This window comes from Actinoallomurus acaciae, from assembly GCF_042429965.1.
Taxonomy (GTDB): Bacteria; Actinomycetota; Actinomycetes; order Streptosporangiales; family Streptosporangiaceae; genus Actinoallomurus; species Actinoallomurus acaciae.
The window spans coordinates 1-4,054 of sequence record NZ_JBHLZP010000646.1 but is presented as its reverse complement, the minus strand read 5'-3'; the positions used below and the strand labels follow the sequence as shown (position 1 = coordinate 4,054).

General features: G+C 71.5%; 4 protein-coding genes. 3 read left to right on the top strand and 1 reads right to left on the bottom strand.

Annotated elements, in window-relative coordinates; translation table 11 throughout:
- On the bottom strand, positions 1 to 851 hold an 851-nt coding region (locus tag ACFFNX_RS44095), incomplete at its 3' end, for a LacI family DNA-binding transcriptional regulator (RefSeq protein ID WP_378212227.1).
- A gap of 160 nt (positions 852 to 1,011) precedes the next feature.
- Here ACFFNX_RS44095 and ACFFNX_RS44090 point away from each other — a divergent pair.
- The 3 genes from ACFFNX_RS44090 to ACFFNX_RS44080 are packed head-to-tail and all read left to right on the top strand — an operon-like array spanning position 1,012 to position 3,835.
- Positions 1,012 to 2,019, top strand: a complete 1,008-nt coding sequence (locus ACFFNX_RS44090; protein WP_378212226.1) for a sugar ABC transporter substrate-binding protein — start codon at positions 1,012 to 1,014, stop codon at positions 2,017 to 2,019.
- A gap of 5 nt (positions 2,020 to 2,024) precedes the next feature.
- Positions 2,025 to 3,053, top strand: a complete 1,029-nt coding sequence (locus tag ACFFNX_RS44085; protein ID WP_378212224.1) for an ABC transporter permease — start codon at positions 2,025 to 2,027, stop codon at positions 3,051 to 3,053.
- A complete protein-coding gene (locus ACFFNX_RS44080) occupies positions 3,050 to 3,835 on the top strand; it encodes an ATP-binding cassette domain-containing protein (protein WP_378212223.1) in 786 nt (261 codons plus the stop codon). The genes ACFFNX_RS44085 and ACFFNX_RS44080 overlap by 4 nt, the downstream gene beginning before the upstream one ends.
- The last annotated feature ends 219 nt before the right edge of the window (positions 3,836 to 4,054 follow it).

Below are 4,054 nucleotides of genomic sequence, written 5' to 3'. Positions count from 1 at the left end.
GGAAAGTCGTCGAAGCCGATCAGCGCGACCTCCTCCTGGGCGCCCAGGTCCTGTAGCGCGCGGCGGGCGCCCATCGTCAGCAGGTTCTGCGCCGCGAACACCGCCGTCGGCGGCTCGCCGCCGGTCAGCAGGCGGGTCGTCGCCGTCCGTGCCGCCTCCTCGCTGTGCAGGCCGCGGCGGACCAGCCGGTCCTCGACCGGCTCGCCCGCCTCCGCGTACGCGTCGGCGAAACCCGCGTACCGCTGCCGCGCCGTCCAGATGGAGTCCAGGTCGCCGAGGAAGGCGATCCGGCGGTGCCCGAGTGCCCGCAGGCGGCGTACGGCGGACGACGTGCCGTCGCGGTTGTCGACGGTGACCGTGTCGACGCGATCGATCTCCACGAGCCGGTCGGCGCACACGATCGGTGTGCCGTGCCCGCGGGCGGCGGCGAGCTGCTCGTCCGTGCTCCCGGTGGGGACCACGATCAGGCCGTCCACCCGCCGCAGCGTGAAGGCGTCGACGAGTTCACGTTCGCGTTCGGGGTGCTCATCGCTGCTGCCCGCCAGGACGAGGATGCCCTCCTCCCGCGCGGCGTCCTCGACCGCGCGGTGCAGCACCGAGGCGAACGGGTTCGCGACGTCCTCCAGCACCAGCGCGATGGTGGCGGTGCGCCGGTCGGCCCGCCGCAGACTGCTGGCGGTGACGTCGTGGCGGTAGCCGAGGGCACGGGCGGTCTCGGTGACGCGGCGGACCAGCTCGGGGGCCACGCCCGGTTTGCCGTTGATCACCCGGGACACGGTCGCCAGGCCCACACCGGCCTGCCGCGCCACATCGCGCATCGTCGCCGCGCGCCGCCGTTCACCGTCCTGCATGCCGCTCTCCCCCGGCCAACCCGGTCGATTCTCCCTCTGGACAGTTCCCGAAAGCCGATCTACGTTCTGGGGAAACGTTTCCAGAAAACGTTTCCCACGTGCCGCCCACTGTCAAGAACCTGCGCCGCACGGCCAGCGCGGCGCGCTGGGAGGAGCCGGTATGAAACGTGGATTCCCCGCCCCAGGCCCCGTCTCCCGCAGCCTCACCGCACTCGTGGCCCTGACACTCGTCGCGGCCGGGTGCGGCAGCGGCGCGAAGGGCTCCGGCAAGGACATCACCATCGGCCTGATCACCAAGACCGACACCAACCCGTTCTTCGTGAAGATGAAGGAGGGTGCCGAGAAGGAGGCCAAGGCCAAGGGCGTCAAGCTGATGACCGCGGCCGGCAAGTTCGACGGCGACAACGCCAGCCAGGTCACCGCGATGGAGAACATGATCGCGGCCGGCGTCAAGGGCATCCTCATCGTGCCGAGTGACACCAAGGCCATCGTCCCCAGTCTCGCCAAGGCGCGCGCCAAGAAGATCGACGTGATCGCGCTGGACACGCCCCCCGACCCGCAGAGCTCGGCCGACGCCCTCTTCGCCACCAACAACCTCACCGCCGGCACGCTGATCGGCAAGTACGCCAAGAGTGTCGAGGGCACCAAGCCGGTCAAGATCGCGATGCTCGACCTGAACCCGGGCATCACCGTCGGCGTGCTCCGGCACAACGGCTTCCTGCAGGGATACGGCATCAAGGACGGCGATCCGAGCATCGTCTGCACCCAGTACACCGCCGGCGACCAGGCCAAGAGCCAGACCGCCATGGAGAACTGCCTGCAGAAGGACCCCGGCATCAACCTCGTCTACACCATCAACGAGCCGGCGGCCCTCGGGGCGTACACCGCGCTGAAGGCGGCCGGCCGGACCGGCTCCACGATGATCGTCTCCATCGACGGCGGATGCGCGGGGGTCAGGGCGGTGCAGGCCGGGCAGATCGCGGCGACCGCCCAGCAGTACCCGCTGAAGATGGCCGCGCAGGGCGTGGACTCCATCGTCGCCTGGGCGCAGGGCGGCAAGAAGGCGAGCGGCTACACCGACACGGGCGTCAACCTGATCACCGCGAAGCCGCAGGCGGGCCTGGAGTCCAAGGACGTCGGGTTCGGCCTGGCGAACTGCTGGGGCTGACGCCGATGCCGGAAACCACCAGCACGGACACGAGCGGCCCCGCCGTCGCGGACCGGGCCGGGCGGGGCCGTGACGTCACCGCGGCGGTCGCCCGGTTCGCCGCCGTGCCGACCGTCGGCCCTCTCGCGGCACTCGTCATCGCCTGCCTGTACTTCTCGCTGAGCACCGACCGGTTCCTCACCGGCGGCAACCTCTCCCTCGTGGTCCAGCAGGTGATGGAGGTGGGCACGCTCGCCGTCGGCCAGACGATCGTGATCCTGACCGCCGGCATCGACCTGTCCAACGGCGCCGTCATGGCCCTCGGCACGATCGTGATGACCCGCCTCGCCGTCGGCGGCGACGTGCCCGCGCCCCTCGCGATCGTCATCGGCGTCGTGGTGTGCGCGGCGTTCGGAGCGGTCAACGGCGGACTGGTGACGATGGCGCGGCTGCCCGCCTTCATTGTCACGCTCGGCACGCTGAACATCGCCTTCGCCCTCACCCACATCTACTCCCACGAGCAGACCGTGACCGGGCTGCCGAAGGCGCTGACCGCGCTCGGGCAGACGTTCCCGCTCGGCAACACCGACGTAACGTACGGGTCGGTGGTCATGCTCGCCCTGTTCGCCGTCGCCTGGTACGTGCTCCGGTACACCGCAGCGGGACGCCACGTGTACGCGGTCGGCGACAACCCGGAGGCGGCCCGGCTCACCGGCGTCTCCACCCGCCGCCTGCTCATCACCGTCTACACGGTCGCGGGCGCGGTGTACGGCCTCGCCGGGCTGCTCCTGGTCGGCCGTACGGCGGTCGGCGACCCGCAGGCCGGGCAGACCGACAACCTCGACAGCATCACCGCGGTCGTGCTGGGCGGGGTCAGCCTGTTCGGCGGGCGCGGCAGCATCGTCGGCGTGCTGTTCGGCGCGCTCATCGTCGGGGTGATCCGCAACGGCCTGCAGCTGATGGGCGTCGCGTCCATCTACCAGGTGCTGATCACCGGCATCCTGGTCATCCTCGCCGTCGGCGTCGACCGGCTCGCGCGAAGGAGGCGCCAGTGAGTGGGGATCCGGTGAGTCCGGTCCTGGCGGCCCACGGGCTGGTCAAGCGGTACGGGCACGTGACGGCGCTGGACGGCGCGGACTTCGAGCTGCTGGCCGGTGAGATCCTCGCGGTGATCGGGGACAACGGCGCAGGCAAGTCCACGCTGATCAAGGCGCTCTCCGGCGCGCTCGTCCCGGACGAGGGCCGGATCCTGCTCGACGGGCGTCCGGTGCACTTCCACAGTCCGGCCGAGGCGCGGCGCGCGGGCATCGAGACCGTCTACCAGGACCTCGCGGTCGCCCCGGCGCTGGACATCGCCGCCAACCTCTTCCTCGGCCGTGAGGTACGGCGCAAAGGCGTGCTCGGGAAGGTCTTCCGGCTGCTGGACACCCGGCGGATGCAGTCCGAGGCGAACGCGCACATGCGGGACCTGAAGATCGGGATCGGCTCGATGAGCCAGGCGGTGGAGACGCTGTCCGGCGGCCAGCGGCAGGGCGTCGCGGTCGCCCGCAGCGCGGCGTTCGCCCGCCACGTCGTCATCATGGACGAGCCGACCGCCGCGCTCGGCGTCAAGGAGTCCGGCATGGTGGTCGACCTGATCCGGGAGGTACGCGGTCGCGGGCTTCCGGTCATACTGATCAGTCACGACATCCCGACCGTGTTCGACGTCGCCGACCGCATCCACATCCAGCGCCTGGGCCGGCGGGTGGCCGTCGTGGAGCCTGGGGACGTCGACATGGCCGAGGCCGTGGCGATCATGACGGGGGCGGCCCCCGGCAACGTCACGGGACGCGGCTGAGCGGCCGCCCGGGCGGTCGCGCGAAGATGGTCCGGGCGGGCCGCGAGCAGGAGGAGAGGTTTCGTGTCGCCCGAAGAGACGCCGGTGCGCCGGCGGGAGGTCGTGGCGGTGGCCGGGGAGGCCGTCGCCGATCTGGTCGCCGACGAGCCGGGAGGCGCGTACGTCGCTGTGCCGGGCGGGAGCCCGGCGAACGTCGCCGCCGGGCTGGCGCGGCTCGGC